This is a genomic window from Cytobacillus sp. GQ23 (assembly GCF_059758675.1).
This window is the reverse complement of sequence record NZ_JCAXER010000017.1, coordinates 72,589-98,133: the sequence shown is the minus strand read 5'-3', so window position 1 is coordinate 98,133 and position 25,545 is coordinate 72,589. Positions and strand designations below refer to the sequence as shown.

Genomic DNA, 25,545 nt, shown 5'->3' with positions numbered 1-25,545 from the left:
TCTTTTTTTGTAGCACAAAAAAGATTGCATTGTGAAATAAACTTCTTTATTATTTTTTGTAGAACAAAAAATAATCCGGAGGGTTTATGAAAGAACAAACCTTTACATCATTCGAACAATACGAAGAGTTTCTTAGAAATAAGATGATCCATAAAGCGAAAAAGAAAGGTCTTGAAAGTGAGGATCTTACAGAATATCTGAAAAAGCATGAGAATGATGCAGCGCGCATTTGGAAGGAAAATGATCTTCAGAAATGGCTGGAAAAAGACGGGTATGTGACCATAGCCGTTTGGAGGGACGAAAAAGGACAGCGGAAAATTGGTAGGGGCCGGCCCAAGAAGCCTGAAGGCCAAAAACTTAAGCATTCCATCCATGTCAGGCTGGACGAAGAGATGTTCAAAAAGCTGAATCATTTCTGCCAGGAAAAAAAGGTGGATGTTTCAGAAGCCATACGGATTCTTATCAATAATCTTTAAGCTCAAAGTCCAAATTCATAGGAAAAGGCAGGAAAACCAATGAATGATTCTGTAGAAAGTATAAGAAATGCCCCGGGTCCTTCAAAATCCAGGCGATTATGGATGGCGCTCGTGCTTGGTACTTTAGCAGCGTTTGCTCCGTTATCCATCGACATGTATTTGCCGGCTCTGCCTGATATCGCGAATGACCTGCATACCAAGCCGTCCCTTGTACAGCTAAGTTTAACCTTTTTTCTGCTCGGTCTATCCCTAGGCCAGCTGCTTGCAGGGCCGCTCAGTGATGTTCGCGGACGCCGAAAGCCGCTTCTTATAGGATTACTCATTTATTTTGGCGTTTCTTTGCTGTGCGCCTTTAGCCAGTCCATCTGGGGCTTGATTGTGCTGAGGTTTATTCAGGGTCTGGCCGGGGCAGCCGGGATTGTCATCTCCCGTGCGATTGTCCGGGATCTATACTCAGGCACGGAACTGACTAAGTTTTTCTCTCTGCTGGCTTTGGTGAATGGTGTGGCCCCCATCCTTGCTCCTATACTTGGCGGCCAGTTATTGCGGATTGCTCCCTGGCAGGGAGTGTTTATCGTTTTGAGTGTAATTGGCCTGGTGATGTTTCTTGTCGTACTATTTGGTTTGCCAGAGACGCTGCCAGACGGTTCCCGTTCACAGGGCGGCATAAAAAACACATTATCGACCTTTCAGCAGCTCTTATTGAATCGAAGTTTCATAGGGTATGCATTGTCGCAAGGCCTGGTGTTTGCCGCCATGTTTGCGTATATATCCGGCTCACCCTTCGTCCTTCAGAACATTTATGGGGCGACCCCGCAGATGTTCAGCCTGATCTTTGCCATCAATGGTCTCGGAATCATCATTTCCAGTCAAATAACGGGAAGACTGGCGGGGAGGATCAGCGAAAGGAAGCTTTTTACGGCTGGCATATGCATCTCTTTCATTGGGGCTATTGCTCTATTAATCATGCTTCTTTTAGATGCAGGCTTGTACGCTATTTTGCTGCCGTTATTCTTTGTTGTATCAAGTATTGGGGTGGTGAGTACTTCAGGCTTCTCGCTTGCCATGCAAAATCAGGGCAAGTCGGCAGGAAGTGCCTCTGCATTACTGGGGGTACTGTCCTTAATCTTTGGAGGTTGTGTGGCTCCCCTTGTCGGCTTAGGAGACAGCCCGGCGATATCGATGGGGATTGTCATAGCATGCGCAAGTGCCGGGGCTGTACTGTCCTATTTGTTCCTGGCAGCCCGGCCCAGCGGGAAATCCATTGATAATGAGAAGGCTGTGATGTAAATAATCTATTAATCCAGTAAAATGAATGATAAATGAAAGGGGAAATGAACAATGGATATACAGAAAATAATCACGACTCGCCGCAACATCAAAAAATTCAAACCGGATGCAGTGGAGCAAAGTGCCATCATCTCCTGGCTGGAGGCTGCGACCATGGCGCCCAACCACAAAATGACGGAGCCTTGGGAAGTTTTATTTGCTGGCCCGGAAACAAGGGCTAAGCTGAATCATAAAACCGATTTCGGGGGAGCGCCCATTGTGCTCGCGATTCTGTCCAAGCATGGAGCAACAGCTCTGGAGCGAACAGAGAATATGGCTGCCGTATCCTGCTTTATCCAGAACTTTATGCTGATGGCGTGGGAATCAGGCGTAGGGACTTTCTGGTCTTCTCTGGGGACTTCTGCCAAAGCCAGACTGACGTTAAATGTCCCTGAAGATTACGATGTCGTCGGTATCTTCGGTGTAGGATATCCTGCAGAAGTGCCGGAAGCGAAGCCGCGTACACAGATCAATAGCAAAATACGGCATTTATCATAAGTATTGTTTATAGGGCGCCTATCCACTGGAGGGCGCTTTTTTTGTTATTGTTAGAATATGGTATAATTTTGAAGTGGTAGATTAATAGAATGGCGAGAGGAGTTCATATGTTTTTCTTCCAGGCAATATTAATCATATTTATATGGGTGGCTCCCTTTTTCTTCTTTCAAAATGCTTATAAAAAAATGAGCAAAAAGGAACAGCAGGATGTGAAAATAGAGCTGAAGAACCCTTTCTTTTTCCTGACTTTTGGAGGCTGCTGCATAGGTTTTCAAGTCTTTATTACCGGCAGCATTTCAGAAATCAAAATCATTCAGCATATAGGCTCCGGATTAGTGTTCATCGGGCTGGTGACAGCATGCGTGTCTACATTCAGGCAGAGACAGTTTAAAAAGAGTTTTGCCCTAATGATGATTGGGATACTAGGGGCTATTTTTTATTTTTTCTAAGGTACGGTGAAGCTTATGACGAGAGAGTTTTCTTCTATATTGCTATTCCTCGCCATTATACTATCAGCTTGTAATCAAACCCCTGACCTCGAGCCGTATGATGGAAAAGCATTAAGGATTGCGGTCGTTGGAGACCCGCCAAGATTGGATGTAGACCAAGTGAAGTTTAATGAACTATCTATTGATGAACTTAGAGCTGAGGAATTAAGCTCTTATGAAGCAGTTATCATAACTGAAAAGAATCTTGCTAAAGCGGCTGAAGCCAAATATGCAGATACCTATGCAGAGTCATCCATTCCGTTCTTTTTTGTATCGGCAAGCAGTCATATCCCGTTTTTAGGTGAAGACACAGAATATAGTGATTCATGGAAGTGGGAGGCTGGCAAAAGCTATGCTGTGGGAGTTCTGACTTCCGAAGAAAATGATTCCCTTCAAACTTGGGAGTATGGGCTGTATAATGACGAATTGACCGATGAATCCATTCGTGATGTGTATTTGAGAATGTTTAAGACTCTTGATGAGCTCAAGCAATAAGGTGATCATTTCAAATCCGGATTACAGTATGGAATAATAGCAGTATCTTAAAAATTTTAAACGAAGTCATTATTCCAGCAAAGAGGGATATTATGTATAGAATCATGATGATCGAAGACGATGAAAAAATAAGACGGATTGTCGCTGATACGCTTAAAAAGTGGCAATATGATGTGGTAGAGGTAACTCAGTTTGATCAAGTGCTGACGGAATTTGAGCAGACAAGTCCACACCTGATTTTATTGGATATCAATCTTCCTGTTTTTGATGGATATTACTGGTGCCAGCAAATACGCTCGGTTTCAAAGGTGCCGATCATTTTCCTTTCCTCCAGAAATCAGAATATGGATATCATAATGGCTATTAATATGGGCGGGGATGATTTTATCCAGAAGCCCTTTGATTTGGATATCCTTCTTGCCAAAATCAGTGCGCTCATCCGCCGGAAGTATACCTATCAGGAAGAGGAGAATATCCGTCTGATCCATCGCGGCCTGAAATTAAATGTAACCAATTCAACGATTGAATTGGATGGGAAAAGCAATGAGCTAAGCCGGAATGAATTCATCCTTTTGCAGCTGATGATGCGGAATATCGGAAAAATCGTGTCCAGGGATGACTTAATGCAGGCGCTGTGGAATGAGGAGCAGTTTGTTGATGATAATACACTGACCGTGAATGTGAATCGGATGCGCCGGAAAATTGGCGCACTTGGACTAGAGGACTTCATTGTCACTCGGAAAGGGTTAGGGTATATAATCGAATGAATTTCCTTCGCTATCTATCCTATGAAAAGGCTTATATCGTCCTCTACCTGATCAGCTTCCTGATTTCAGCCGCCATCTTTTTTACTGATATCCATGGCAGCCTGGCGTGGGGGACATTCCTCTATGCCTTTACCTTATCTTCGATTGTCTTAATCGGGTTTTTATTATACCGGTATCAGCAAAATCTGCGTGTGATCCGGCAAATAGAAAGATCGGATTATGAAAGCCTGTCTCTGGAAGGAGAGTTTGCTAAGGCCCACATCGATGAGCTGAAGCGGGAACATATCCGGGAGATGAATCGGATTCAGGAAAGACAGAAGGAACATTATGATTTTATCGTAAGCTGGTTTCATGAAATCAAAACTCCGATTGCGGTACTTCGCCTGCTGCAGCAGACTGATATGGATGCAGACAGTTTAAGGGAAGAAATCGCCAAAGTTGAAAATTATGTTGATCAAGCACTCTATTACGCTAAACTGGACAGCTTTAATCAGGATTACGATATCCGGAAATGCGATATAATCAAGATTACGAAGGATATTGTAAAGTCCCACTCCAAGTCGTTTATTTCAAAAAACATCCGCCTGCACATACAGGCAGATAAGCTTGAAGTTCAAAGTGATCCTAAATGGCTCCATTTCATTGTCAATCAGCTTCTGACAAACAGTTTGAAATATACGGAACCTGGCGGAGAAATCACTATTAGCGTTGTTGAAACCCCGCAGGAAAAGCAGCTCGTGATTCGGGATAATGGGATTGGCATCAGCAGAAAAGATCTTCCAAGAGTATTTAATCGCGGTTTTACCGGAGAAACGGGGCGGCTGCATTCGAAGTCAACCGGGATGGGTTTATATTTAGCGCAGCAGCTGTGCAATAAGCTGGGGCATTATATTAGCTGCACGTCGAAAGTGAATGAATACACCCAATTTATCGTTCACTTCCCGCTTGATAGCGATCCCTTTTTACTAATGAAAAAAACACACGATGAGTAAAGCTCATCGTGTGTTTTTTTCGCTGACAATTTTGTAGTAAATAGATACAGATGAAGCGTAAAAGATTAAATATGTTAAAACATATAATCCCATGACGGAAAAAATAATGGTCGTTAAAGAAGGCAAATCTTTGATAACCAGGATGACCGTATAATATAAAAGGAACCAGCTGTGAAGCAATCCCAGCAGGAGCGGAGGCAAAAATACGCACAGCAATTGTTTGCGGATAATCTTTTTCATGTCTTTGTCGTCCACACCGATTTTCCGCAGAATGGCGTAGTGTTCCCGTTCTTCTGTAGCTTCGCGCAGCTGTTTAAAATAAATCACACTCCCTAAAGCAAACAAGGCAATAACAGCAAAAAAGGCAACAGAGAACAAGATTAAAGAAGATGACTCCGTATCTATAGAATACATATCAATATAGGCCGAATAATAGGCTCCTTCTGTTTTCATCACGATGTCATGGATTTCCCGTGATACATCATTGGATGTTTTGGGATCTTCAATTTGATAAATTTCAAATGAAAAAAGGGTGCGTTCTTTTCTTAATTCCTCAAAAGCCTCGTCTGAAACAATAAGCACAGAAGGCTGCGGATTGGTTTTTCCGCCAGGCCTCGTTGGGATGGTTAACAGCGGGTACCGTATTTTTTCCGCTAAACGAAATGTATGGTCTTTCAAAACGGTTATTTCAGGCTGAGAACCTTTATATTTTACCGGTTCATCAATCCCCCTTGTTAATACAATGGCCTCATCCCCGGCGATATCTACTTTTTCTCCCGTTCCTCTCAAATCAACAATGGCATTTAATTGGGACTCCGGGAAAAGGTAAAATTCCTCGGTGTAATATTCGGGATAGCTAAAGAATGCCTTTCTGTTTTGGATCTTTTCTGTTTGAATTCCTGTAAGGGTTTCATGGCCAAGGATGGGGTGAGACTCATTCATCATTTTTTCAATATATCTTTGAGTTTCATCATCCTGGGTCGAAAAGGCAAAATGATTCGGGTACTCTTTTTTTACCACTTCGCTTTTCATGGCATAGTCTACAGCAAGAAATCCGACTGTAAAGATGACAATCGCACTAATCAGTGAATTGAAGGTGAAATTGACTGTATTTCCTCGAATGGAAAAACGGAGAGAAGAGATCCATAACATTTTACTGCCCATAAAATAGTTTTTCTGCTGGCTCAGCTTTTGGAGCATCCAGCCAGAGAACTGCCGGTAAAATAAATAGGTCCCGGCAATCAAAGCCGCCGCTACAGCTGTTAAGGTTTCATTAAAATGATTTTTCCAAATGTCCGTATCTCCTATGGTAATCATATAGTATGACCCGGAAATCAATAGAATGGACAGCAGCGCGAAGGCAAAAGAAAATCTAAATGGCTTTTCCATCTTTTCCTTTGCATGAAACAATTCCACTAACTGGACACGCCGGACAGTTACATAACTTTGAATGGTAATGATGATGATTAATAAGGCAAATAACAGAACAGTTGATCCAATCGCCTCTAATGGAAAAGCAAAAGAAATATCCTCATTGTAGCGCATTAAGTTCATTAATACCGCACCGAAAAATTTCGATAGCAGTCCACCGATTAAAATCCCGCTGGAAACTGAAATGGCGCTCAAGAATAAGGTTTCAAAGAAGACCATTGCGGCAATTTGTCTCTCCTTCATGCCGTAAAGCAAATACATGCCGAATTCCTTTTTTCGCTGCTTCATGAAAAAAGAGTTCGCATATAAAATAAAGAAGACAATAAACAAAAAGACAATCACCGAAGCCAGGGAAATAACCATTTTGTAGTTTTCCTTATTTTGAATGGCTTCGACTACATCTTTATTAAACATGAGACCCGAGAAAGTAAAGTAAATGACAACGCCGACAAACATCGAGATGAAATAAATGGAATACAAGCGGAAGTTCCGTTTCATATTTCTCCATGATAAATCCACTAAGTTCATCGCCGGTCACTTCCTAATGCACTTTGAATCGTCAGGATGCGATCAAAGAATTCCTTTTCCGTCTGCTCGCCTTTAAACATTTCATTGACGATTCTTCCATCACGGAGAAAAATAACACGCTGACAGTAGCTGGCTGCATAGGGATCGTGCGTAATCATCAGAACAGTTGTCCTGAAGGTTTCATTGAGTAATTGAATTTGTTCGAGCAGCTGGGTAGCAGACCGGGAGTCGAGTGCACCTGTTGGTTCATCAGCAAACACAATGGCGGGATTTGTAATGATTGCCCTAGCGGCAGCTGTCCGCTGTTTCTGACCGCCTGATATCTCAGAAGGGTATTGATGTAAAATGGATTCAATCGTTAAGGCATCAACCAATCTGGCTAACCGCTTTTCCATTTCATCAACAGGTGTTTTTTGGAGAGAAAGCGGGAGGAGGATATTCTCCTTCACCGTTAAAGTATCCAGCAGGTTATAATCCTGAAAAATAAATCCCATTCTTTTTTGGCGGAACGACCGCAGATCCTTCTTTTTCATATCTAAAAGGGAATTTCCCTCTATCCATACATTTCCCCCGCTAAAGTCATCAATGGTGGACAGGGTGTTCATTAAGGTGGTTTTTCCGGATCCGGACGGACCCATAATGGCAGTCAATTCCCCTTGTTCAACAGTCAAATCAATATTTTTTAAGACCTGTGTTTTCCCATAAGATTTTGATAGATTTTTGGTTTGTATCATTCTGGTCATGTTTTCGACCTCCTTCACTATCACACTATACCGGCTATACTTCCCGCCAGCCATCGATGTAACAGAATGTAAAGTGACATTTTTGTCATGTTGGGGGAGAACAGTCTAACTTTTCACTATCCATGTTCAATATGTATATGCTGGGAAACTGGTCCCTAAGTGAGTATCAAGAAAGGATTGAATTTCCCCAAACTGCAAATACTATCCAAAAAAAGTTTCGGAGTGGAAAATGATTTTACAAATTGCTTCAGTAGTTCTGTTTAATTTGATCATATATAAGACCATTAAAGGGATATCAGTCAATAAAATTGTCCATATCTGGATTTTTACAATAGCCTTCCAATTATTCTTTGATATTTTTGTGGATTTCAAGTACAAAGGATACTGGTACTTTACTCAAGGAATTGATTGGGAAGCACTTCCGTCCTACACCATTTTAATCCCGCCTGTTAATTTGATGTTTATTAATTGGTATCCTTTTTCGGGCTCTTTTATGAAAAAGGTGGGCTACTTTATTATTTGGGAAATCTTCCTGCTGAGCTATGAAGCGGCCACCCTGCTGCCTCATCCATTTGGTTTCTTTCATTATGGATGGTGGAATTTATGGTATTCTGCCTTTGTAAATCCGATTCTATTAATGATCCTGATGGGGTATTACAAATGGATCAGTACATTAGAAAAGAAAGCTTGCCTCTAGAAGGGCTGCTGAGGCAGCTCTTTTTTTCCTGTATATCGTATGGCATAATTTTCTAAGACAAAGGAGTGAGAGGATGAAGAAAATATTCATTATTGAGGATGACCCGAAGATCGCAGAGCACCTGAGGTCACACTTAGTGAAGTATGGCTATGAAGCTGCGGCTGCGGAACAATTCGATCATGTGATGGAAGAGTTTCATAGGCATAAACCGGATCTTGTGCTCCTGGATATAAATCTGCCGAGCTTTGATGGGTATTACTGGTGCAGGCAAATCCGGAAGGAATCGATCTGTCCGGTTATTTTCATTTCGGCTCGGGTAGGGGAGATGGATCAGGTGATGGCGCTCGAGAATGGCGGCGATGATTTCATTACCAAGCCGTTTCATCCTGAAATTGTGATGGCGAAAATCCGCAGCCAGCTGCGACGGGCTTACGGGGAATATGCCTCGCAGGCCCAGGAGCGGGTGCTTGAGACAGAGGGATTAAAGCTGTTTCCGGAAAGGCTGGAATTGTGTTTCAAGGATAAAACCGTACAGCTGTCTAAAAAAGAAGCGGATATTATAGAAAGTCTGCTGGAGCGGTACCCGCGTGTGGCCGGGCGTGAAGATTTGCTGGAAAAGCTGTGGGATGAGCAGGTGTATGTGGATGAAAATACGCTGAATGTCAATATGGCGAGGGTACGAAAAAAATTCGAGGCAATCGGGCTTTCAGGGGCGGTTGAAACCGTAAGAGGCGCAGGCTACCGTCTGATCGTCACCTGGTGAAGGGCTGGAGAAACATGAAATTATTCCTTAAAGAGCATGCACTCCTAATCGGGGTACAGATCATTCAATTTTTTATGATTCTGGCCATTTACTGGCTTGATGGCTATCGGCATCTTTTGCCTGCCCTCTATGGCATCTTCCTAGGCCTATTCTTTCTAACAGCCTATCTGGCATACCACTATGCCAGCCGCCGCAAATTTTATCAAAGGCTGACAGAGGAACTTGCTTCCCTTGACGATTCCTTTCAAACAACAGAAAATTCACCGATTTCTAAGGCCCTTGATCATCTGCTAAAGGTTCAGTACAGGCATTATCAGACGGGAATCAAAGCGCTGGAATCCAGGCAGGAGGAGCATTTGAAGTTTATGGATCAATGGGTTCATCAGATGAAGACGCCGCTTTCCGTCATTGAGCTGATTGCACAAAACTTGGATGAACCGGATTCCTCCAGTATCCGTGAAGAGACGGACCGGATGAAAACGGGCTTGAGCACCATCCTCTATATGGCGCGGCTCCGGACAATCGAACAGGATTTTCATATAAAACCTGTACACTTGTCCAAAATCATTCATGAAGTGAATGGTGAGAACAAACGGTTTTATATCCGGAACGGGGTGTATCCAAATCTCATTCAGGACAAGCAGGATATGATCGTGGAGACAGATGAGAAATGGCTGTTTTTTATGCTTTCTCAGCTGATCAATAATGCGGTCAAGTATTCCAGAGGGAAGAGCAATCGGATTGATATCGACATTTTTGAGAAAAACGGGGAAGCTGTCTTAGAAGTGAAGGACTATGGGGTCGGGATTCCGGAGGCGGACAAGCGCCGGGTGTTTGAACCTTTTTACACAGGAGAGAATGGACGGAAATTCAGGGAATCGACAGGTATGGGGCTGTACTTGACGAAGGAGGCAGCTGATCATCTGGGCCATCGCATCGAACTGGAATCCGAGCCCGGAAAAGGGACAATTTTCAGGCTGATTTTTAGCGAAACACAGAACCTTACAGCCCTGTAAGGTAAGTGAAAGAAAAATCGATTTTTTGAAATGGGTCTGAAGGATATACTGATCACAAGTCAACTGAATGTGAAAGGAGAGCTTGTGATGCTAAAAGTGAAGCAAGTAAGCAAGATTTATGAAGGAAAAATCGCCTATCGTGCGTTAACGGATATTAATTTAACCATTAAAGAAGGTGAGTTTGTCGGAATCATGGGACCTTCGGGAAGCGGGAAAACAACGCTGCTGAACATGATTGCCACCATTGATGAACCGACAACAGGAGAAATCCTGATCAATGAAAGAAACCCCCATGTACTAAAAAAAGAGGAGCTGGCTCAATTCCGGCGCCGTGAACTGGGGTTTGTTTTCCAGGACTTCAACCTGCTTCATACCTTGACGGTTGAAGAAAATATGGTTCTACCGCTGACATTAGACGGGAAAAAAGTGAAGGAAATGAAGCGGAAAGCACATGAAATAGCGGAGAAGCTGGGGATTTCCGGAATTATGAATAAACGGACGTATGAAATATCCGGGGGGCAGGCGCAAAGAGCTGCTGTGGCAAGAGCGATGATTCATACACCAAAGCTTCTACTCGCCGATGAACCTACAGGGAATTTGGATTCCAAGTCTTCCAAGGATGTAATGGAAATGCTTGAATCGATTAACCAAACAGAGAAGACTACTATGATGCTTGTCACACATGATGCGCAGGCAGCGAGCTATTGCAACCGGGTCATCTTCATTCGGGACGGAAAGTTCTATTCGGAGATTCACCGCGGAGATAACCGCCAGGCCTTTTTCCAAAAGATCATCGATACACTTTCACTGCTGGGAGGGGATGCACATGACCTTTCGTCAGTTCGCGTTTAATAACGTTATTCGCAATAAACGGCTGTATGCAGCCTATTTTCTCAGCAGTTTATTTACGGTCATGGTGTTCTTTACCTTCTCGATTTTTGCGAATCATCCTGCCTTAAGCGGGGATGGCATGAACTCTGTCGTTACAAAGGGAATGAATGCCTCTGCAGGCATTATCTATGTGTTTTCGTTCTTTTTTGTTCTATATTCGATGAGTTCATTCCTGCAGTCCCGGAAAAAAGAGTTTGGGTTATTAATGATACAGGGCATGAGCATAAAACAGATTCGTCTCATGGTATTTTTGGAAAATATGCTGATTGGCTTATTTGCCACATTGGGGGGGATTCTCCTTGGTCTTGTGTTTGCCAAGGCGATTCTCCTTCTTGCTGAAAATGTCTTGATTATAGAGCAGACTCTGTCTTTTTATTTTCCAATGAAGGCCATCCTGGTCACCTTCATCTCTTTTATTATTTTATTTTTCTTCATTTCCTTATTTGTGACGTATGTTCTGCGCAGCAAAAAGCTGATTGAATTAATAAAGGGTAATAAAATGTCAAAGGGAGAGCCAAAAGCGAATCGTTTTCTAACGATGCTCGCTGTCCTATTAATAGGGGTGGGGTATGCTGCTGCCCTAATCGCAAAAGGGCTGGTTGTTGTAGCGGCAATGGTGCCGGTTATTATTGTTGTCTGCATTGGCACCTACCTGTTATTTACACAATTGAGTGTTTATATTATTAGAAGATTAAAGAAGAATGAAAGTGTATATTGGTTTAAAACCAATATGCTGCTGTTTTCAGATTTGGCCTTTCGCATGAAGGATAATGCGCGAACCTTCTTCATGGTGGCAATGGTTTCAACCGTTGCATTCAGTGCAATTGGCACTTTATTCGGATTCCAGACGGTGCTGACTTCCAGCATTAAGAATGCAAATGCCACAACGTTTTCTTATAGAACGACTGAAGAACATGAAGTGAAGAATGTAGAGTTTATCAATCAGACGTTAAAGGAAGAAAAGGTTACAGCAGAATCGGCGCATGCGATTTTACGTTACTTTGAAGTTGGAGGGGACAGCATTCTGATTGCGAGTCAATCCGACTATAACCGTTTTGCAGCACTCATTGATGAAGATCCGATTGAGTTAAAAGCCGGGCAAGTCATGACAGTCGAGTTTGAAGGGACCAACTTCGGGCAAACGAAGGAGCTCCTAAATGAAACCATTACACTGACTTCGGGCACCGTTTTGAAGCCGAAGGAGGTCATTCATTCGAAAGCACTGCCGGCAACGGACTCCTATTATATCGTATCAGATGAAGACTATGAAAAGCTCCCTGAACCAGGGTTTCAGGAAAGTTATTACGCCTGGGAGGCAACAGATGGTGAGGAGCACATAATGGCTGCCTCTGAAAAGCTGTACAAGGAATTGCCAAGATATGAAATTATATCAGTTGAATACGAAATATACGAGATTATGAAAGGCTTTGGGCCGATATTATTTGTCGGGCTGTTTATCGGGATCGTCTTTTTCGTATCAGCCGGCAGCTTCCTGTACTTCAGGCTCTACATGGATCTGGATGAGGACAAACAAAAATTCAAGTCGATATCCAAGATGGGGCTGACAGAAAAAGAGCTGCAAAAGGTCTTAAACAGACAGACTATGATCCTGTTTTTCGCACCAATCCTCGTCGCTCTTATCCATGGTGCCGTTGCTCTGACTGCGTTATCCAACCTGTTCTACTTTAATCTGTTTAAAGAATCAGTCGCTGTTCTGAGTGTTTTCCTGGCCATCCAGGTGGTTTACTTCTTTATCGTGCGCTTTTTCTATACGAAGCAGATCAAGGCTGCGATTTAAATTTAATAAGAAATTACGGGGGCCGGATGAATCTGGCCCTTTTTTATATTGAGTCCGAACCTGAAGAGGTACCCCGTCTTTTATCATACTCAAGCCCGCACCTGCATATAGAAAAGGGAAAGTAAACCTATGCAGGAGTGATGGAATGACAATCTTGGTTACTGGAGGAGCCGGTTATATTGGTTCGCATATTGTAGATCTTCTCATACAAAAGGGATACAAAACAGCAGTGGCAGATAATTTGACTACTGGCCATAGAAAGGCGGTCCATCCAAAGGCTGCATTCTATGAGGGTGATATCAGATCGCAGGATTTTCTAAATAGTGTCCTTTCCCGTGAGAGAATAGAGGCGGTCTTTCATTTTGCGGCATCATCCCTGGTAGGGGAATCGATGAAAGATCCGCTAAATTACTATAATAATAATGTGCTTGGTTCCCATAGCCTGTTAAAGGCTTTGGAAGCGCATAAGGTAAAAAAACTGGTGTTTTCGTCCACTGCAGCCGTATATGGTGAGGCAATACGCCAGCCAATACGGGAGGATGCACCGCTTGCGCCTGCAAGCCCGTATGGTGAGACGAAACTTGCCGTTGAACGGATGATTCAATGGTGGGCGCAGGCATCAGGAGCCAGATTCGTGTCGCTCCGTTATTTTAATGCTGCAGGAGCAAAGGGCTCAGGAGAAATTGGCGAAGACCATCAGAACGAGACCCACCTCATTCCGATTATACTGCAGGCGGCCCTTGGAAAAAGAGAATCTGTCTCCATTTTTGGGGATGATTACCCAACTGAGGATGGTACCTGCATAAGGGATTATATTCACGTAGAAGATTTGGCAGAAGCCCATCTGCTCGCACTCCGCTATCTGGAAGATGGAGGGGAGAGCGATGTCTTTAACCTGGGAGGCAGCAAAGGGGCTTCGGTAAAAGAGGTAATTGAAGCTGCGGCGGAGGTAACAAACAGGTATTTTAAAGTAACGAAAGCTCCCCGCCGGTCTGGTGATCCGGCAGAACTGGTAGCTTCATCTGAAAAAGCAAGAATAATTCTGAACTGGAAGCCCGAAAAAACAAGTATCCGCCAGATTGTCGGGGATGCCTGGCGCTGGCACAGGTCCCATCCTGACGGATATCATAATTCATATGCGGGCTTGCCTTAAGTAGAGTGAAAGCTTTTCCTTCAGCTCTGGTCTTTTTAGTGCATAATCAATCGAGGCTTTAAGAAAGCCGAATTTATCTCCAATATCATAACGGCTTCCCTGGATCAGATAGGAATAAATATTTTCCCGGCGAAGCAAGGCATGGAGAGCATCTGTCAGCTGCAGCTCGCCTTTGCTGTCCGGGGTTCCATTCTCAAGCATGTCAAATATCGCAGGTGTTAAGATATAGCGGCCAATAATGGCATGTGCAGAAGGGGCTTTTTCAGCAGGAGGCTTTTCCACGAGGCTATCCACTTTGTATAATGGGCCCCTTTGTTCTGAATAGCCGACAATTCCATATTTATTGACTTCTGAGAGAGGAACCTCGCTGCATCCGAGGATGCTTGATCCCGTTTGGTTAAATTGCTCCATCATTTGCAGCATGGCAGGAGGATCCCCGTCAATGATATCATCGCCAAGGAGGACGGCAAACGGCTCTTTGCCAATGAACTTTCTCGCGCATAAAATGGCGTGACCCAATCCAAGCGGATCCTTCTGCCTGACATAGTGGATATCCGCCAGATTAGTGATTTCCCGCACTTCCTCAAGCATTTTATACTTTCCGCTTTTCTGCAGCAGCAGCTCCATTTCAACCGATTTATCAAAATGGTCTTCAATCGCCCGTTTGTTTCTCCCCGTTATGATAATAATATCCTCAATTCCTGAAGCAATGGCTTCCTCCACAATATATTGAATGGCAGGCTTATCGACGATGGGGAGCATTTCCTTGGGCTGTGCCTTTGTGGCCGGCAGGAAACGGGTTCCGAGCCCTGCAGCAGGAATGACCGCTTTTTTAATCATTGCAATCCCCCTTTCCCCTCTATTTTTATGTCGGAGGAAGGTTGTATTATCCCTTCCTGAATATTTTGCCACGGTTCGTGAACCCTAAAATTGTAAATAATCATGAACCCAGAGGTGTAGAGATTGCTTCTAAAAAAATGGGCGGCGGAGAAAAATCTCCTTATTCTGGCAGGCATTGCTTTAGCTTTATTTGTTTCCCCTTTATACATATTAGGTGAAAATGCACATATACGCGTTCATGATAATCTGGACAGCAATCTGGCGTGGTATAAAGTCCTTGCTGAAAGCGGGCAGCTTACAGGACCCATAGATGCTGTCATTCCGCAGGTGATGAACGGGAATTTATCCCGCAATGCGTTTGGATCGGAATTTACCTTAATTGTGTGGCTGTATGCTCTTTTTCCGACGATGATTGCGTATGCACTCAGCCAGACAATCACAAGAGTGTTTGCTTTTATCGGGATGTATTTGCTTCTGAAAAAGCATTTTCTTAAAGAAAAAAAGTGGGCACCTATAACGATCGGGACTGCCCTTGCTTTTGCCTTCACCCCTTTCTGGCCATCCGGCATGCTGAGCACGCTGGGGATGCCGCTTGCCCTGTGGGCCATCTTAAATATCAGGCAGGGGGAGCGGTCGTGGAAAAATATACTGGTCCTCACCCTTTTGCCTTTATATGCAAGCATCGTCCTGGGCTTTTTCTTTTTCCTGAGTGCCATGGGGGTTTTCTGGCTGGTGGACGCAATCAGGAAAAGGGAATGGAACTGGCCGTTTCTTTTATCGATTGTTTATATGACCGGAATCTTTTTCATCGTTGAATACAGGCTGGTGTATTCCTTCCTTTTTGACGATGAGCCGAACAGCCGGGATGAATATTTCCATGCGAGGCTCACTTTTTGGCATTGCGTCAGACTGACATTCAAGAATTTTGCGATCGGCCACCATCATGCTGCAACCATTCACACGCTGGTTATTTTGCCGGTTATGTTTGTGTCCCTTTTTATGATACTTTGGAAAAAGGATTGGAAAAAAGAGAAGGTGTTTTTGTTCCTGTTTTTCCTGAACTTTGCGTTATCTGCATGGTATGCCTTCTGGTTCTACAAAGGCTGGGTGCCCCTTACAAAGCGTTTTCACGTGCTTGATACATTCAACTTTGCGAGATATCACTTTCTAAGGCCCATGGTTGTTTATGTCTTATTTGCGCTATCGCTGAAAATACTTTGGTCATACGGGGGGATATGGAGGAGGCTGATCCCTGTATTGGTGCTTGCCCAGGTGGTTGCCGTGTCCTTTTTTAACGAGGAAATTCTTTTTCAGAAGAAGCCAACCTTCAAACAGTTTTATGCAGAAGAGCAGTTCTCGGCCATTAAAGAATACATCGGTCTTCCTCAGGAGGATTACAGGGTGGCAAGCATTGGGCTTCATCCGGCGATTGCCCAGTATAATGGGTTCTACACGCTGGATTCCTATAATAATTTCTATCCCTTAACCTATAAATATCAATTTCGGAAAATCATTGAAAAAGAGCTTAAAAAAAATAAAACGATCCGCACCTATTATGATGAATGGGGCGGGAGATGCTATATCTTTACAGACGAGCTTGGCAAGCATTATATGTTCAAAAAGCGCACGAAAAAAAGGCTGAAGAACCTGGAATTGAATACAGACGCCTTTAAGTCCATGGGAGGCTCCTATCTTTTTTCATCCGTTCCCATCGACAATGCCGAAGAGAATCAGCTTGTATTGGAGAAGGTTTTTGAATCAAAAAGCTCGGTATGGAAAATCTATCTTTATAAAGCCATATAAGCAGGGGGAATGAGAATGACCAACCCGGTACTTACCATCGTAGTTCCTTGCTATAACGAAGAGGAGGTACTGCCGGATACCATTAATCAGCTGAATGGGCTGATTGAAGAACTGATGGATGATGAACTGGTTTCGGAAAAAAGCAAAATCCTTTTTGTAGATGATGGCAGCAGGGACCGGACCTGGCAGATTATTTATAAACATAGCCTGAATAATCCCCATGTGCGCGGACTGAAGCTTGCCAGGAATGCAGGACATCAGAATGCGCTGCTTGCAGGATTGACGGCAGCGGGGAAAGTTTCGGATTGCACAGTGTCCATTGATGCTGATCTTCAAGATGATATTGACGTGATCAGGGAGTTTATCCTGAAGTTCCGTGAAGGTTTTGACATTGTCTATGGTGTGAGAAGAAAGCGGGACAGTGATACATTTTTTAAGAGAAGCACGGCACAGGGATTTTATAAGCTGATGAGGAAAATGGGTGTAGATCTTGTCTATAATCATGCGGATTTCCGCCTGATGAGCAAGCGGGCTCTGGAGGAGCTGCAGCGCTATGAGGAGGCCAATCTGTTCCTCCGCGGAATTGTGCCCTTGCTGGGCTTTAAAACAGCCAGTGTTTACTATGACCGCAAAGAACGCCTTGCCGGGGAAACGAAGTATCCGCTGAAAAAAATGCTGGCCTTTTCCTTTGAGGGCATTACCTCTTTTTCCGTGACGCCGATCCGGATGGTATTGGCATTGGGAATCGGATCCTTTCTGCTCAGCTTTTTATTTGGCCTCTACTTTCTGGGCCTGCGCTATTTTGGAGAAACAGAAACTGGCTGGACATCTTTAATTATCTCGATTTGGATGCTGGGGGGGCTTCAGCTGACAGCCATTGGCCTAATTGGAGAATATATTGGAAAAATCTATAAAGAGACAAAACGAAGACCCAGGTTCTCAATTGAAGTAGATGCTTTTAATCTGCCTATTTCGAGGCATATGGTGACTGATGGAGAGACTGATAATGAGTACGCGGATATTCACTTTAGAACATTATCTGAATCGAACTAATACCTTTATTCGCTTTTTGATCGTTGGAACAGTCAATACATTAGTCGGGTTAACCATGATATTCATGCTCCTGGATTTAGCAGGAATGTCTTATTGGACCGCGACATTTTTGGGAAACAGTACAGGTGCAGTTATCAGCTTTTTACTGAACCGAACGTTCACTTTCAGGAGCGGGACCAGCATTCCAGGAAGTGCTGTGCGCTTCATTTTCATTTTATTTCTGTGCTATATATTATCTTATTCCATAAGCGGCATGGCTGCAGAGGCTATAAAGAGCTTTACGCTTTTCGGCTATGAAGTATCGCCTGAAGAGCTTGCAGTTCTTATGGGGGCAGGCATTTATACGATAACCAATTATATGGGGCAGAAATACCTCGTTTTTACTAAATAGTGTAACAGATTTGCGCGAATGTGCTTTGAATTTTGAAGTTTCCTTGCATATAATTCTGAAAAGTGTTATGATGATTAAGAATTATTTTTGTTCGGTGTAAAGGATAGTTTGAGTAAAAACTTTACGTCTTGATGATCACTGAGAGCAAGGATAGTAACACAATGTGTGGTTTACACACAAGGAGGCAACAAAAATGGAAAACGGTAAAGTAAAATGGTTTAACAGTGAAAAAGGTTTCGGATTCATCGAGCGTGAAGGTGGAGAAGACGTATTCGTTCATTTCTCAGCTATCCAAGGCGAAGGCTACAAAACTCTAGAAGAAGGTCAAGAAGTGACTTTCGACGTTGAGCAAGGCCAGCGTGGAGCTCAAGCAGCTAACGTTCGCAAAGCTTAATCTTAAACCAGTCAAACTCAAAGCAGGCTCTTTATGAGCCTGCTTTTTATTTGTCCGGATAATCCCTGTTCAATATTATACCCCGTCAACCTCCATCATAATTTTCGTCACATACTGCTCCTTATCATTATGGACAACCGTATCATAAATGTACTCTTCAAATACATGCTCTCCCAGGGTTAAACCAAGCCGTTCCATTTCAAAAAAAAGCCGCTCATACGCTTCGCCGATCGTTTTTTCGCTTCCCACATGATAGCCGATAAGGAAATCTCCTTTTACGGCCCGAAAATAGGGATGGCCTTCCTTTGGATTCGGCTGTTCGATATACAAATAGCTGTAATTGGCGTATTCCCCCTTGAGCACCTGCTCACGCTTTGTAATGGACCCGATCGGATAACCTGAATCCAGCTGTGCGATCTGCAATTCATTAATAAAATCCGAGATGACTTCTACAAATTCTTCGTCCGATATGTTTTGAATGTTTCTGCTTAAATACAGGGTTGCTTCCGGCAAAGGCTGAAATGTAATACGGTTAAAATCAAGATGGGAGGCTTCTTCCATTAAGCTTATTTTGGCTTCAATCAATTTCTCCTTCATTTCGATTTCCTGACGCTTCTTTATAATCTCCTCTTTTTTCCGGTACATGATGGATAAAAAGCTTTCAGGCGATTTATTTTGCATGTATTGCTGGATATCATTAAGCGACATGCCAAGATCCTTCAGCAAATCAATAACAAAAAACAGCTCTAATTGATGAATCGAATAATAGCGGTAGCCTTTTTCATTTTTCATGACCGGGGACAAAATTCCAATCTGGTCGTAATAAAAAATGGTCTGCTTGTTAACCTTGCAAAGCTTTGCAAATTCACCTGTTGTTACATATTTTCTATCTTTTTTACTCATTTTTACCTCACTGCCCTTGACTATATAGTTACTATATAGACTAGGATAAATCGTATAAATAAATCAAGTTTGACTGTTTGGTAAGGAGCATGATATAGATGAAAACACAAAAAATCACATTGGGGCTATTATTGACAAATTTATTTATTGCCTTTTTGGGAATCGGCCTGGTCATTCCTGTTCTGCCTACGCTGATGAATGAATTGCGCATAACAGGAACCACGGTCGGCTATTTGACAGCCGCATTCGCATTTGCCCAGCTAATTGTATCCCCGATTGCAGGGAGAGCAGCCGATAAGTGGGGCAGGAAAATCATGATCGTCATCGGCCTGTTTATTTTTGGCCTATCAGAATTCTTATTCGGGATCGGCCAAGAAATTGAGGTTCTGTTCGTTTCGAGGATTTTAGGCGGGATTAGTGCCGCGTTTATTATGCCGGCCGTAACAGCCTTTATTGCCGATATTACGACAACTGAGACCCGACCGAAGGCACTTGGGTATATGTCAGCGGCTATCAGCACTGGGTTTATCATCGGTCCGGGGATCGGCGGATTTTTAGCAGAGTTTGGAACACGTGTGCCATTTTTCTTTGCAGGGGGACTTGGTGCACTTGCAGCGGTGCTTTCCCTGATTTTATTAAAAGAGCCTGAGCGCAATGAGGAAACTAATAAAGGAGCCGAAGAAGAAGGAAAGAGCGGCTTCAGACGCTTGCTGGAACCAAAGTATCTCTTTGCTTTTATCCTGATTTTTATTGCTTCATTTGGGCTTGCTGCTTTTGAATCCTTCTTTAGTTTATTTGTGGATCACAAGTTTTCGTTTAAACCTTCAGATATAGCTATTGTCATCATGGGCGGAGCCATTTTGGGCGCAGTATCCCAGGTCCTGCTATTTGACCGCCTGACCCGCATATGGGGCGAAATCAGACTGATCCGCTATAGCCTGCTATTATCCGGCCTGCTTGTATTTTTAATGACTGTTGTTCATTCTTACTTTGCGATATTGCTTGTAACCTTCATTGTATTTATAGGGTTCGATTTATTCCGTCCGGCTATCACCACCTATCTTTCCAATATTGCCGGAAATGAACAGGGCTTCGTCGGCGGAATGAATTCAATGTTTACAAGCCTCGCAAACATCAGCGGACCTATTATAGGGGGTATGCTGTTTGATATCGATATTAACTACCCATACTACTTCGCAGCTATCGTTACTGCAGCGGGAACCGGTTTAACTTTTGCATGGAAAAAGCCTGCAGAGAAGCCATCAAAAGTGATGAAGGCCATATAAAAAGAGTGAATTAAGATCAATTCACTCTAACTCACCCTTATTGTTTAGCACCATTTTCAGGGTAGGGCTGACCGTACCCTTCTATATTCCCGGCACGTTCTTTTTCATATGCTGACCCTGAACCTTGGCGGTTTACTGCAGCGGAATTTGTTTTCTGGTTCGCTGGTTTATTGTTTTGACGCGGCAAATCCATCACCTCCCATACACAATTAGAATGCTTAAAATTTGGGAAAGTATTCAGCCTTCCAGTTCCGAGACCGGCTGTATGAGAAAAGAGTCAATCAAACTTAAACGCTCCTGCAAAAGCAGGAGCGTTTTTTCATGCAGAACAAAAAGGAAAAATAATACAAATAGGAGAAGTAATAAGATAGCAAAGGAAGTGGTTGTAATGGCGGATGTGCGAATGTTTGAGTGCGATGCCAAAATCCTGGAAGGGACAGGCAGGCAGGAGTATGGTACAGATGAAAAGGAGGAGTTCTAATGAGCAAGCCGCTGCTGAAAGGGGTGGAAGGAATCTTTATACCGGTAAAAAACCCGGAGCAATCAGCAAGGTGGTACAGAGAAATACTGGGTTTCCAGCTGATTTATATGGAAAAGGAGGCAGCTGTCATGCGGATTGGAGACCATGCTCAAACGGTCGTCTGCCTTGTGAGAACCAGTCCTCATCAGCCGATGAAGTTTCCGGAAAATCATTTTGGCGTGGGGAAATATTATAATTTCATTCCCGAGGATATTGAAGAAACACATAAAATGCTACTTGAGAAAGGGGTCAGTGTAAACCCGATTGGCGGGGAAGGGAGCACGAGATTTTTTACCTTCTTTGACCCTGATGGGAATCCTCTGGGGGTTTGCCAATGACTGCCTAAGTTAGCTGGCTTTTCTGGTGTCTATATGCTATGTTGGTAATATAAAGTAGACCTTTCTTTGCAAACGGGAAAGGTCTGCTTTTTATATATTCAAAAAAGGATGGTGCAGGGAGAATGATCACAGAAATGAAGTTTTGCAGAGTGTTTGATCCAAGCAGGGGGGTTATCTATTATGAACCATAGTCTGGAGGCTCTCACTGAAAAAGAATTCTTTATTAAACAGCTGACCTATATTGATGAAAATCATCAGGAGCTGAATGGCCTTTATCTTTCTTCCACTCCTCTAAAGGAAAGGAGAAAGGATTTTCTCAGTATTTATGTAAGGGAAGTAGAGCAATACATTGAACTTTGCAATCAGGCGCCGGCAGAACAGCCTTTGCGGAAAGTATTGATTGGCACAAAGGTAACTGTATTATTTGACGGGGAGGATGACCGGGAAGTTTATCACATTTGCCTCCCGGAAGAGTCAGACCCTGATAATGGCTGTATCTCGTTTTTATCTCCGGTTGGCAGGCAGCTTCTGCTAAAAAATCTGGGTGAAAAAACATCACTCACGATCCCAAGCGGCAAGCTGGATGTGGTTATTGAAAATATATCCTGGGACCAGGGAACTGGCTGAACAACCAGGAAGAGAAAGCAGAGGGGCAGGTAACTGTCCCTCTGTTCCTTTTGTGAATTCAATAATTGACTTCCTAAACTGTAACTTATACCATTACAGTAGGTTTCATGCCCGTTTAATTTGTGTAAACATTAACCAAACTAGGTGTGAATGAAAAAGGAGTGACGCAGATGAATACAAGTTATAAACCGCTAGTAGAATCTTTGCAGTTAAAAAATAAAATGGAACTAAAAAACAGGGTGGTCCTGGCCCCGATGACTAATTTCTCCTCCCATCCTGATGGGACGGTGTCAGATGCCGAGATCGATTATTACATACGGCGCTCAAAAGGGGTCGGTATGGTCATTACCGCATGCACCAATGTGACCGCGAACGGAAAAGGGTTTCACGGTGAATTTGGCGGGGATCATGATGGAATGATTCCAAGTCTTTCGAGACTGGCTGCAAGTATTAAAGAGCAGGGGGCCAAAGCTGTTCTGCAGATTTTTCACGGAGGCAGGGAGTGTCCGCCGGAGCTGGTGCCAAATGGGGAAACAGTCAGCGCCAGTGCGGTTGCATCTGAAGGAAGCAGCCATACGCCAAGGGAACTGACGGAAAAAGAAGTGGAGGATATCATTGCCGCTTTTGGCGAGACTACCCGCCGGGCCATCGAGGCAGGCTTTGATGGCGTTGAAATCCATGGCGCTAACGGCTACTTAATTCAGCAGTTCTTTTCACCGCATTCCAATCGCCGTGAGGATCGATTTGGAGGCAGTCTGGAAAAGCGCATGGCGTTCCCTCTTGCTGTGGTAGAAGAAGTTCAAAAAACGGTGCAAGAGCATGCGAAAGAGCCATTCATTGTCGGATACCGTTTTTCTCCAGAGGAACCGACCACTCCGGGAATCACTATGGATGATACACTTCATTTGGTCGATGTGCTATCAGATAAAGGGCTTGACTACCTTCATGTCTCCCTGATGGATTTCTGGTCCAAGCCAAGACGCGGAGCCGACGAATCCAAAACAAGGATTGAGCATTTATTAGAAACGATCAATAACCGTGTACCGCTAATCGGAGTTGGATCAATCCATACTCCTGATGAAGCCGCTAAAGCACTGGAAGCAGGAGTAGCCATGGTTGCCCTTGGACGGGAGCTGATTATGGAGCCGGATTGGGTGCAAAAGGTGCAGGAAGGAAAAGAATCCGAAATTGCTGTCACCCTATCTAAAAAGGATCAGGAAAAACTGGTTATCCCGGATCCGCTCTGGCAGGCCATTGTGAACACTCCGGGCTGGTTTCCGGTTGTAGATTAAATACTTTGCGGAAGTATTAAAAGAGGACTGCCCCGTGCATAGGGCAGTCCTTATTGTCATAATACCGGGAGTTTATTGAGGAATTTATTAGCCATGAGAAGAGGGAATCGAGTACGGTCTTGAGATAATAGAATTATTGAAAAGTTAGAATGTTATGATAATATCATAATAGAGATGTAAAGAAAGGGGAATCTATTTTACACATGTGGATTAACTTGAACTGATTCATTAATTGGATAGAGACAGGCGGCGATCCTTGATTTCTAAGGATGCGTTTATTTGTCTATCTGAAATCATTCAAGGGATATATGGTGTGGACAATTAATTTCCCATTGCCAAGCAGACGCCTTTTGCAGATCTGCTTTTATTTTTGGGTAAAAATACATCTTTATTGACACAGCTGCCGAATCCCTGAACTGGGGGAATTTTAATGAAGAATCAAAACGAAGAGCTGCTGGCAGGAGGGAATGTCTCTCGCGTCTATCGATCGGGAGATACTGTCCGGCGTGAATTAAAGCCAGACAGTCCCAGAATCCACCGTGTATTAAAGCATTTGGAAAGCAAAGGATTCAGCAATGCGCCAAAGTTTCTGGGGATAGATGAGAAAGGCAGAGAAATCTTATCGTTTATAGAAGGAGAAGCAGGCAATTACCCTTTAAAAGAATTCATGTGGTCCAATGATGTTTTAATAGAAATAGCGAAGATGCTCCGTCAATATCATGATGCTGTGAGCGACTTTCCGATATCTGGTGAATGGATGCCAATAGACAATACTCCAGATAGCCATGAGGTTGTCTGCCACAACGATTTTGCCATTTACAATATTATTTTTAGACAGGAAAAGTCGGCAGGCATTATCGATTTTGACCTTGCGGCACCAGGACCAAGACTCTGGGACATTGCGTATGCTCTTTACACCTGCGTTCCATTAAGCAGGCATTATCATAATGAAGCAGGAGAAGCCATTCATTATAATCCATCCCTTGATGCCAGCCGCACAAGAAAGCGAGTTAAATTGTTTTTGGACTCCTATGGTATGGAGAATATGGAAGAAGACTATTTGGAGATGGTATTGCTCCGGTTAGAAGGATTATGTCAGTACATGAAAAGAAAAGCCGGCGAAGGTGACCCTGCTTTTCAAAAAATGATTGATGAAGGTCACTATGAACACTATCAAAAAGATATTGATTTCATTCGTCATCGTGGAAAAGAGTGGATTTAAATCTCAAGCCCCTTCCGAACAGTTCGGAAGGGCTGCGAATTTGAAAAAAGGTGCCTTTCCTGAGGGGGAGGCACCTTTTGGGCATTTTTATTTGTACAATCCGCCTGTATACATCCTCGTAAGGTTCACAATCACATCATCCATCTTATACTTTTCCTTGTTCAGAACCAGCTCCCACATGAACATTTCATTCGAATAGAACCAGCCTCTCGCGGTGAGGGCCGGGTCAAGGTCCTCCTTGGTAAGCTTTTGGGACTGGGCGTAGCGGATGTCAAGGGAAATCCGTTCGATGAAGCGTTCACGGATTGCATACCATTTTTCCTCTATCACAGGGGAGATGCCGATTGCCTCTTTTACGGCCTTCATCATGTCCCGCTCCTCCAAAGCGAGCTGCAGGAACAGCCTCACCTGCTTTTTAATATTCTCATAGGCTTCTTCTTTGGACTGTGGCTTAAAGGGCATCTCTGCCACTTCGTAAAACTGGTTCATGTGGTCTTCCATTAATGTAATGAAAAGCTCGTCTTTATTTTTAAAATAGACATACGCCGTACCGTAGCCTGTGTTTGCTTTTTTGATCACTTGGGAGATGGTCGCTTTTTGAAAGCCATTTTCGAGAAAAACCTCTTTTCCGGCTCGGAGAAGTTTCTGGCGTGTTCTCATGGCCTTCTGCTGCCTTGCCGGCATTTGACCTACGGTTTTTTTCATCACTTTCATCCTTTATATGTTATCTGATCTTACTGACATTATATCATTGACATAGTGTCAATCAAACAATATAATTTTCGTAAATAATTAATATTCTGAAAGGTTG

The 25,545-nt window shown here is 43.4% G+C and carries 28 protein-coding genes; 22 read left to right on the top strand and 6 right to left on the bottom strand.

Features of this window, described 5'->3' with window-relative positions; translation table 11 throughout:
• Positions 1-86: 86 nt before the first annotated feature.
• The 7 genes from AC6CHU_RS15540 (at position 87) to AC6CHU_RS15510 (ending at position 5,045) form a co-directional block, all read left to right on the top strand.
• Positions 87-476 (top strand): hypothetical protein, encoded by a 390-nt coding sequence (locus AC6CHU_RS15540; protein WP_159862199.1) that lies wholly within the window; start codon positions 87-89, stop codon positions 474-476.
• Positions 477-515: 39 nt separating this feature from the next.
• A complete protein-coding gene (locus AC6CHU_RS15535) occupies positions 516-1,766 on the top strand; it encodes a multidrug effflux MFS transporter (RefSeq protein ID WP_159862198.1) in 1,251 nt (416 codons plus the stop codon).
• A gap of 51 nt (positions 1,767-1,817) precedes the next feature.
• A complete protein-coding gene (locus AC6CHU_RS15530) occupies positions 1,818-2,303 on the top strand; it encodes a nitroreductase family protein (RefSeq protein ID WP_159862197.1) in 486 nt (161 codons plus the stop codon).
• A 107-nt stretch (positions 2,304-2,410) separates the two neighbouring features.
• Entirely contained in the window at positions 2,411-2,752 is a 342-nt protein-coding gene (locus tag AC6CHU_RS15525) for a hypothetical protein (RefSeq protein ID WP_159862196.1), read from the top strand.
• Positions 2,753-2,767: 15 nt separating this feature from the next.
• Entirely contained in the window at positions 2,768-3,286 is a 519-nt protein-coding gene (locus AC6CHU_RS15520; RefSeq protein WP_236566104.1) for a hypothetical protein, read from the top strand.
• Between the two features lie 92 nt (positions 3,287-3,378).
• The gene (locus tag AC6CHU_RS15515) at positions 3,379-4,053 is read left to right on the top strand and encodes a response regulator transcription factor (RefSeq protein WP_159862194.1); all 675 of its coding nucleotides are present in this window, start codon (positions 3,379-3,381) and stop codon (positions 4,051-4,053) included.
• Entirely contained in the window at positions 4,050-5,045 is a 996-nt protein-coding gene (locus tag AC6CHU_RS15510; RefSeq protein WP_498122242.1) for a sensor histidine kinase, read from the top strand. The genes AC6CHU_RS15515 and AC6CHU_RS15510 overlap by 4 nt, the downstream gene beginning before the upstream one ends.
• Before the next feature lie 3 nt (positions 5,046-5,048).
• Here the strand turns inward: AC6CHU_RS15510 and AC6CHU_RS15505 are convergent, their stop codons facing one another.
• Together AC6CHU_RS15505 and AC6CHU_RS15500 are read right to left on the bottom strand one after the other, a co-directional pair.
• On the bottom strand, positions 5,049-7,004 hold the full coding sequence (locus tag AC6CHU_RS15505) for an FtsX-like permease family protein (RefSeq protein ID WP_159862192.1): 1,956 nt from the start codon (positions 7,002-7,004) through the stop codon (positions 5,049-5,051).
• The gene (locus AC6CHU_RS15500; RefSeq protein WP_498122240.1) at positions 7,001-7,747 is read right to left on the bottom strand and encodes an ABC transporter ATP-binding protein; all 747 of its coding nucleotides are present in this window, start codon (positions 7,745-7,747) and stop codon (positions 7,001-7,003) included. Before AC6CHU_RS15500 ends, AC6CHU_RS15505 begins: the two co-directional genes overlap by 4 nt.
• A 229-nt stretch (positions 7,748-7,976) precedes the next feature.
• Between AC6CHU_RS15500 and AC6CHU_RS15495 the strand changes: the two genes are divergently transcribed.
• The 6 genes from AC6CHU_RS15495 (at position 7,977) to galE (ending at position 14,065) form a co-directional block, all read left to right on the top strand.
• Complete coding sequence (locus tag AC6CHU_RS15495; protein ID WP_498122238.1) at positions 7,977-8,444, top strand: hypothetical protein; 468 nt, start codon at positions 7,977-7,979, stop codon at positions 8,442-8,444.
• Between the two features lie 73 nt (positions 8,445-8,517).
• On the top strand, positions 8,518-9,207 hold the full coding sequence (locus AC6CHU_RS15490) for a response regulator transcription factor (RefSeq protein ID WP_159862190.1): 690 nt from the start codon (positions 8,518-8,520) through the stop codon (positions 9,205-9,207).
• A 14-nt stretch (positions 9,208-9,221) separates the two neighbouring features.
• Positions 9,222-10,223, top strand: coding sequence for a sensor histidine kinase (locus AC6CHU_RS15485; RefSeq protein ID WP_498122236.1), 1,002 nt, complete (start codon positions 9,222-9,224; stop codon positions 10,221-10,223).
• Between the two features lie 87 nt (positions 10,224-10,310).
• Positions 10,311-11,075: an ABC transporter ATP-binding protein gene (locus AC6CHU_RS15480; protein ID WP_159862188.1), complete on the top strand. Its 765-nt coding sequence runs from the start codon at positions 10,311-10,313 to the stop codon at positions 11,073-11,075.
• The gene (locus AC6CHU_RS15475) at positions 11,050-12,912 is read left to right on the top strand and encodes an FtsX-like permease family protein (protein ID WP_498122234.1); all 1,863 of its coding nucleotides are present in this window, start codon (positions 11,050-11,052) and stop codon (positions 12,910-12,912) included. Before AC6CHU_RS15480 ends, AC6CHU_RS15475 begins: the two co-directional genes overlap by 26 nt.
• Before the next feature lie 145 nt (positions 12,913-13,057).
• Complete coding sequence (gene galE, locus AC6CHU_RS15470) at positions 13,058-14,065, top strand: UDP-glucose 4-epimerase GalE (RefSeq protein ID WP_498122232.1); 1,008 nt, start codon at positions 13,058-13,060, stop codon at positions 14,063-14,065.
• Here galE and galU read toward each other — a convergent pair.
• Positions 14,045-14,905, bottom strand: a complete 861-nt coding sequence (galU, locus tag AC6CHU_RS15465; RefSeq protein WP_159862185.1) for a UTP--glucose-1-phosphate uridylyltransferase GalU — start codon at positions 14,903-14,905, stop codon at positions 14,045-14,047. The two genes, galE and galU, sit on opposite strands and share 21 nt — an antisense overlap.
• 123 nt (positions 14,906-15,028) lie before the next feature.
• On the opposite strand from galU, the gene AC6CHU_RS15460 reads away from it, so the two are divergent.
• The 4 genes from AC6CHU_RS15460 (at position 15,029) to AC6CHU_RS15445 (ending at position 18,546) form a co-directional block, all read left to right on the top strand.
• Positions 15,029-16,708, top strand: a complete 1,680-nt coding sequence (locus AC6CHU_RS15460) for a DUF6044 family protein (protein ID WP_251284542.1) — start codon at positions 15,029-15,031, stop codon at positions 16,706-16,708.
• A 15-nt stretch (positions 16,709-16,723) separates the two neighbouring features.
• Complete coding sequence (locus AC6CHU_RS15455; RefSeq protein ID WP_159862183.1) at positions 16,724-17,761, top strand: glycosyltransferase family 2 protein; 1,038 nt, start codon at positions 16,724-16,726, stop codon at positions 17,759-17,761.
• Positions 17,715-18,152: a GtrA family protein gene (locus AC6CHU_RS15450; RefSeq protein WP_159862182.1), complete on the top strand. Its 438-nt coding sequence runs from the start codon at positions 17,715-17,717 to the stop codon at positions 18,150-18,152. Before AC6CHU_RS15455 ends, AC6CHU_RS15450 begins: the two co-directional genes overlap by 47 nt.
• 193 nt (positions 18,153-18,345) lie before the next feature.
• Positions 18,346-18,546, top strand: coding sequence for a cold-shock protein (locus AC6CHU_RS15445; protein ID WP_159862181.1), 201 nt, complete (start codon positions 18,346-18,348; stop codon positions 18,544-18,546).
• Positions 18,547-18,621: 75 nt separating this feature from the next.
• Here the strand turns inward: AC6CHU_RS15445 and AC6CHU_RS15440 are convergent, their stop codons facing one another.
• The gene (locus tag AC6CHU_RS15440; RefSeq protein ID WP_159862180.1) at positions 18,622-19,449 is read right to left on the bottom strand and encodes a MerR family transcriptional regulator; all 828 of its coding nucleotides are present in this window, start codon (positions 19,447-19,449) and stop codon (positions 18,622-18,624) included.
• A gap of 98 nt (positions 19,450-19,547) precedes the next feature.
• Here AC6CHU_RS15440 and norA point away from each other — a divergent pair, with 98 nt between their 5' ends.
• Positions 19,548-20,735 carry a multidrug efflux MFS transporter NorA gene (gene norA / locus AC6CHU_RS15435; protein WP_251284546.1) on the top strand — a complete coding sequence of 396 codons (1,188 nt, stop codon included), beginning with the start codon at positions 19,548-19,550 and terminating at the stop codon, positions 20,733-20,735.
• A gap of 37 nt (positions 20,736-20,772) precedes the next feature.
• Here the strand turns inward: norA and AC6CHU_RS15430 are convergent, their stop codons facing one another.
• Positions 20,773-20,922, bottom strand: coding sequence for a hypothetical protein (locus AC6CHU_RS15430; RefSeq protein ID WP_159862179.1), 150 nt, complete (start codon positions 20,920-20,922; stop codon positions 20,773-20,775).
• A gap of 293 nt (positions 20,923-21,215) precedes the next feature.
• On the opposite strand from AC6CHU_RS15430, the gene AC6CHU_RS15425 reads away from it, so the two are divergent.
• The 4 genes from AC6CHU_RS15425 to AC6CHU_RS15410 all read left to right on the top strand — a co-directional run bounded on the left by AC6CHU_RS15425 (position 21,216) and on the right by AC6CHU_RS15410 (position 24,734).
• Positions 21,216-21,593: a VOC family protein gene (locus tag AC6CHU_RS15425; protein ID WP_159862178.1), complete on the top strand. Its 378-nt coding sequence runs from the start codon at positions 21,216-21,218 to the stop codon at positions 21,591-21,593.
• Between the two features lie 180 nt (positions 21,594-21,773).
• Positions 21,774-22,220, top strand: a complete 447-nt coding sequence (locus AC6CHU_RS15420; protein ID WP_159862177.1) for a GreA/GreB family elongation factor — start codon at positions 21,774-21,776, stop codon at positions 22,218-22,220.
• Between the two features lie 170 nt (positions 22,221-22,390).
• The gene (locus AC6CHU_RS15415) at positions 22,391-23,512 is read left to right on the top strand and encodes an NADH-dependent flavin oxidoreductase (protein WP_251284547.1); all 1,122 of its coding nucleotides are present in this window, start codon (positions 22,391-22,393) and stop codon (positions 23,510-23,512) included.
• A 430-nt stretch (positions 23,513-23,942) separates the two neighbouring features.
• Positions 23,943-24,734, top strand: a complete 792-nt coding sequence (locus AC6CHU_RS15410; protein WP_159862175.1) for an aminoglycoside phosphotransferase family protein — start codon at positions 23,943-23,945, stop codon at positions 24,732-24,734.
• A gap of 87 nt (positions 24,735-24,821) precedes the next feature.
• On the opposite strand, the gene AC6CHU_RS15405 is transcribed toward AC6CHU_RS15410, so the two are convergent.
• Positions 24,822-25,439, bottom strand: coding sequence for a TetR/AcrR family transcriptional regulator (locus tag AC6CHU_RS15405; protein ID WP_159862174.1), 618 nt, complete (start codon positions 25,437-25,439; stop codon positions 24,822-24,824).
• Positions 25,440-25,545: the final 106 nt, after the last annotated feature.